Below are 3,393 nucleotides of genomic sequence, written 5' to 3' on the forward strand. Positions count from 1 at the left end.
ATCCAGAGCATGATCTCGAAAGGTGGGAACCGGTTTTCGGAAAAGATCATGCTCCAACAAAAAAGTTAGGTCAGGGCTTCTTGGCGCCAAGATTGGGGAACAACTGCATGACTCCCCCGATGCAGGCGAGATAGAGCCCGGTGATGGTGATGCCGATCTTGGTGAAGTCGCTGACCTGCTCACCCAGGACGCCGATCTGGTTGTAGAAGCTGGCGAGTGCGGCCTGCGCCAGCGCAAGCGCGCCGAAGGCGCACCACAAAAGGGTAATGCCGAGATTGGCCGGCCTGAGCCTCACCACCCGCACCGGGTGGATGAAGTTGATCGGCAGGAAGGTGAGGATGCCGGCGACCACGACCACGGCGAAGGAAACCCACGGTCCCGGTTCGATGACGAAGAGCGTGAACACCACCATGTTCCAGACCACCGGGAATCCCTTGAAGAAGTTTTCCTTCGTCTTCATGCCGGTGTCTGCGTAGTAGATCGCGCTCGACACCACGATGATTGCCGCCGACAGGAAGGACAGGTTCTCGCCCATGAAGCCGCGCTGGTAGAGCGCGAAGGCCGGGATGAGCACATAGGTCACGTAGTCGATGATGTTGTCGAGCATCTCCCCCGACCAGGTCGGCAGGATCTCCTTGACTTCGAGCTTCCTGGCGATCGGACCGTCTATGCCGTCGACGAAGAGGGCCAGCCCCAGCCACCAGAACATCGCGGTCCAGCGCTCTTCGCTCGCCGCGACCAGCGATAGGAAAGCCAGGAACGAACCGGACGCGGTCAGCAAATGTACGGAAAAAGCGCGTGCCTGCGGCCACGTCACTTTCTTCTTGGGCCGCGGAATCCGCTCCGCGATCTTCTTGGCCGCTTTCCTGGCCGCTGTGTTCTTGCTCACGGTCCCCGCCAGTCCAGCTTGCATATCTCGGCCGAACGGCCGGCGAAATTCCAGTTGCGGCCAAAGGCGCGCATCTTGCTCTTGTCGGACTTCGCCACGATGATTTCCGGCGCGATCCAGTATTCGGAATTCGTGATCACGGTATCCTTCTCGCGGTCCTTGCCGGGGATAGGCGTCACCGCGCCGTCGATAATCCTCGGTATCTGGAAGACGCGCGTCTTGTCGCGCGTCTCGTAAGTGATCGGCACCTGCTCGATGCCGAGAAATTTGCCGACCAGGATCGACAGCAGCGATGTGGTCCCGCCGGCCTTGCCGGTGAAGATTTTTGTCAGGGCCTTCACCGCATAGACCGAGGCGCGCTTGTCGATGAACAGGCCTGCGGTCCAGTTGCCGCGACTCATATAGCCGGGGATTTCCATGACCAAGCCGAGATTGAGACCGGAGAGGTCGACCTCGCCGAAATGGCCGGCATCGATGCGGAAACCAGCCCAGGTCTGGCAATAGCCCTCGGTCGGCGGATGGCTGCCGAGCGACAAAACGCAGGGGCAAAAAACCGTGCAATTGCAGGAGAGTACCAGCTCTCCCTTCATCGCCCAGCTTTGGTCCGTCATCGAGTTCTCCCTCACGCCGAAACTAATAGCAGGGCGGCAGCCCACACAAGCAGTATCGCACCGGCCACCTGGCTTGCCACCCTGCCGGTGGTCTGTTTTTCGATCAGGGTGAACAGGCCGATCAGCGCCATCCAGAAGATGTTCATCGCGCCGACGGCGAACATCACCAGCATCAGCGCCCAGCAGCAGCCGAGGCACCAGACGCCCTGCTCCATCCCCAGGCGAAAGATGCGCCCGGGTTTCGCGCTCCAGTTGGCGAACAGGATCGAGAACGGGTTCCGGCATTTCTTCAGGCAGGCCTGCTTCAGACCGCTGAATTGATAGAGGCCGGCAATCGTCAGGGCGGCTGCCCCGGCAAGCCCGGCGACAGGATCGAGCACCTGCCCCGAGGCGGCAAAAGCATAGATCGTAAGCGTCAGCGCTGCGAACACCACCGAGGCGGCAAGCCAGGTCGCGAGGTATCCCACCACCAGAACCAGCGGATGGACCACCGGCTCCCTCTTGGTTCGGGCCGTATCCGCAATCTCGCAATAGGTTCGGATCATCGGCGCCGCCGAAGGCAGCATCGCCGCCACAGCCATCAGGAACCACATCAGGACGAGCGCCGCCTGCGCGCCCGCGGCGCCTGCAAGCGGAGCCGGCGTCAGGCACAAAGCGAAAAAGCGGTCGAGAAAACCCGGCAACGGCAATCGCGGCAGGTCTTTCAGCAGCGCATCGCCCGGAGCGCCGGCAAAGCGGCTTTCGGCGCCGCGGACTGCCATGGCAGCGAGGATGAACCAGGCAAGCACAATGCCCGCGCTGATGGTGATCGTCACCGCAAGGCGCGGGCTGCGCGCAAGTCCCGCCGTGGCGCGGCCGGCGCGGTCTAGATGACTGAAATCGTGCTCCTGGCCGGTCATGGCAATCGAATGGGCCGAATCGCCGCGTTGATCAACCCTGCCGATCTGCCCTATATCCGCATATAGGTCCGACGGGGCCGCCCATCACCCATGGAAGCCTGGCGTGGAGCAGAACGACAAAGCCCGCATATTGGTTGCCGGCAGCGGCCCGGCCGGCCTGATCGCAGCGCTCGGCTTTGCCGAGGCAGGCTTTGCCGTGACGCTGGCGGGCCCCGACGTCACCAGCAGCGACGCCCGCACCACCGCCCTCATGAACCCTTCGCTGAAGGTTCTCGACCGGCTGGGCGTGCTTGCCGAGCTCACGCCGCAGGCGGCGCCGCTCAAGGTGATGCGCATCGTCGACGCGACGCGCCGGCTGATCCGCAGCCCGACGGTGACCTTTCGCGCCAGCGAGATCGGCGAGGAGCAGTTCGGGCTCAATTTGCCGAACAATATCCTGATCTCGGTGCTCGCCAAGGCGGTTGCCGCCCATCCAGGCATCGAGTGGCGAAAGTCGATGGTGGAGACATGGCGGCTCGACGCCGACCAGGCCCATGCGAGCCTCGCCGATGGCAGCGAGGTCTCCGCGTCGCTGGCAGTCGCGGCAGACGGGCGCCTGTCGCCGGCACGGGAGGCGGCCGGCATAAAAGCCTCCGCGCGGCCCTACCCCCAGTCAGCGCTCGTCCTCAATTTCAGCCATCGCAGCGAACACGGCTTCATCTCCACCGAATTCCACACCGAGACCGGACCGTTCACGCAGGTGCCGCTGCCGGGCAAACGCTCCAGCCTCGTCTGGGTGGTGAAGCCGGAAACAGCGAAGGAACTCGCAGCACTCGACGATGCCGCGCTGTCCATCCGCGTCGAGGAGCAGATGCAGTCGATGCTCGGCCGGGTCTCGGTCGAGCCCGGCCGCCAGGTCTATCCGCTGTCGGCAGCCTCGCCCGGCCGCTTCGCGCAAAACCGCGTGGCGCTGGTCGGCGAAGCGGCCGGGCGAGGCTGCCGACAGCGGATAGAC

Annotated in this window: 4 protein-coding genes; 1 reads left to right on the forward strand and 3 read right to left on the reverse strand. The window is 63.7% G+C overall.

Annotated features, from left to right (window positions below; all coding sequences use genetic code 11):
* Positions 1-70 precede the first annotated feature (70 nt).
* The 3 genes from pcsA to EOA38_RS31310 are packed head-to-tail and all read right to left on the reverse strand — an operon-like array spanning position 71 to position 2,399.
* Positions 71-913, reverse strand: a complete 843-nt coding sequence (gene pcsA, locus EOA38_RS31300) for a phosphatidylcholine synthase (protein WP_127301037.1) — start codon at positions 911-913, stop codon at positions 71-73.
* Positions 886-1,500 carry a DUF1326 domain-containing protein gene (locus EOA38_RS31305; protein WP_126093957.1) on the reverse strand — a complete coding sequence of 205 codons (615 nt, stop codon included), beginning with the start codon at positions 1,498-1,500 and terminating at the stop codon, positions 886-888. Before EOA38_RS31305 ends, pcsA begins: the two co-directional genes overlap by 28 nt.
* Positions 1,501-1,511: 11 nt before the next feature.
* Positions 1,512-2,399, reverse strand: a complete 888-nt coding sequence (locus EOA38_RS31310; protein WP_127301038.1) for a DUF2182 domain-containing protein — start codon at positions 2,397-2,399, stop codon at positions 1,512-1,514.
* Between the two features lie 103 nt (positions 2,400-2,502).
* On the opposite strand from EOA38_RS31310, the gene EOA38_RS31315 reads away from it, so the two are divergent.
* Positions 2,503-3,393: FAD-dependent monooxygenase (locus tag EOA38_RS31315; protein WP_127301039.1), on the forward strand; the 891-nt coding region annotated here is incomplete at its 3' end.

Origin of the sequence: Mesorhizobium sp. M1E.F.Ca.ET.041.01.1.1 (assembly GCF_003997355.1) — a bacterium.
Classification (GTDB): Bacteria; Pseudomonadota; Alphaproteobacteria; order Rhizobiales; family Rhizobiaceae; genus Mesorhizobium.